The organism is Ruegeria sp. SATB027 (assembly GCF_059613825.1).
In genome coordinates, this window is sequence record NZ_JBXWTH010000072.1 from 1 (window position 1) to 1,383 (window position 1,383).

Annotated in this window: 3 protein-coding genes and 1 pseudogene; all 4 read left to right on the top strand. The window is 52.2% G+C overall.

Going from position 1 to position 1,383, the window contains the following annotated elements; translation table 11 throughout:
* Positions 1-315 (top strand): annotated as a pseudogene (locus AC2FPW_RS17830) (hypothetical protein); the annotation flags it as partial.
* A gap of 114 nt (positions 316-429) precedes the next feature.
* Positions 430-723 (top strand): type II toxin-antitoxin system RelE/ParE family toxin, encoded by a 294-nt coding sequence (locus tag AC2FPW_RS17835; RefSeq protein ID WP_496814803.1) that lies wholly within the window; start codon positions 430-432, stop codon positions 721-723.
* Positions 724-728: 5 nt separating this feature from the next.
* Positions 729-1,019 (top strand): addiction module antidote protein, encoded by a 291-nt coding sequence (locus AC2FPW_RS17840; RefSeq protein WP_496814804.1) that lies wholly within the window; start codon positions 729-731, stop codon positions 1,017-1,019.
* 22 nt (positions 1,020-1,041) lie between these two features.
* Positions 1,042-1,383, top strand: a complete 342-nt coding sequence (locus AC2FPW_RS17845; protein WP_496814805.1) for a hypothetical protein — start codon at positions 1,042-1,044, stop codon at positions 1,381-1,383.

Consider the following 1,383-nt stretch of genomic DNA (forward strand, 5'->3'; position numbering starts at 1 on the left):
CGCTTTACAACCCAGCGGGCCGACTTCATGGCGGAAATCGCGGCTGATGTTGGCGCTGATATGCGCTCGATCTGGACGCCCTCGGCTGAGAACTGTTTCAAACGGCTCAAAGCTGTGCAGTTGGATAAACTGTACAAAGACCTTCTGGATTTGCACATGGATACCGACAACTACCGTTCGTTCAGCAAGTCCAAGAAGGGCGAGAAAAACGAAGCGATGCACAAGCTGTTCAACGATCCAGAGCATCAAAAGGCTTTGCGCGTCACCCCTGAACAGAAAGCCCGGATCGACGCTTGGGTTCCTGATTGCTTCTAAATCAATCGGGTAGGGCGCTAAGCGCCCTGCCTTTCATCGGTGTTTTGTGCTTTTATTTCATCACTTTACATCGTTTACGCTTGAAAGGGTGTAGCTTGCAGGCTACATTTAGGTATGATAGAAATTCGTAAGACTGACCTGTTCGACAAGTGGCTCAAGAGCTTGAAAGACCAAAGGGCGAAGGCCAAGATTTTGGTTCGCATCACGCGGTTGAGCCTGGGCAATCCCGGTGACGTGAAGCCGGTTGGTGAAGGTGTGAGTGAACTGCGTGTCTCTGAAGGTAAGGGGTATCGCGTTTACTACGTGTCGCGCGGCGACGTTTTGATCATTTTGCTATGCGGGGGAGACAAGTCATCCCAGCAAGCGGACATCAAAACAGCCAAAGCGATGGCAAAAGAGTTGGAGTGAAAAACATGGGTGTCAAAACAACGAAGTTTGAAGCGGCTGATTATCTGGACAGCCCCGAAGCTATTCAAGCCTATCTTGAAGCAGCTTTTGAAACCAGTGACACGGCCCTGATCGCAGCGGCGCTTGGCGATGTTGCCAAGGCTAAAGGAATGTCGAACGTGGCCGACAAATCTGGCCTGTCTCGGGAAAGCCTCTATCGCGCACTTAGCGAAAACGGCAATCCCGAATTTGGCACAGTGCTGAAAGTGCTGAGTGCTGTGGGTGTGACGCTCACCCCGAAAATGCACGTGAGTTAATCCTTTAAAAAGGCAAACCGCCATGTCTACCGATGCAGCTCCTTCGACAGTCGAAAAGACCATTCGCCGTGTCTGGAAATCCGCGCAGATGTATATCGCGTTTCACAAGGACCAGAACAAACGGCAGCGCAACGAACCGAAGTTCTGGCCGCCGAAGAACGGCAGCGCATCCCTGCATGGTGATCCTGCTGAGCAGGAGGCTATTGTTGTCGTCAAAGCCGCTGACCCGGAGGATACTCAGGACGTGCAAATAAAGCTGCACCCCGGTCGTATTGTTGTGCGTCGTGATGGGCTCTGTTGCACAAATCGGATTTTGAGCGCAGTTCCCCTTTCCCCGGACGGACTTATCCTACGGGCTCTGTGA

Bases quoted from the DNA above. Each gene is read 5' to 3' on its own strand.
- AC2FPW_RS17840 (WP_496814804.1), top strand. From the start codon at position 729: ATGGGTGTCAAAACAACGAAGTTTGAAGCGGCTGATTATCTGGACAGC.
- AC2FPW_RS17835 (WP_496814803.1), top strand. From the start codon at position 430: ATGATAGAAATTCGTAAGACTGACCTGTTCGACAAGTGGCTCAAGAGC.
- AC2FPW_RS17845 (WP_496814805.1), top strand. From the start codon at position 1,042: ATGTCTACCGATGCAGCTCCTTCGACAGTCGAAAAGACCATTCGCCGT.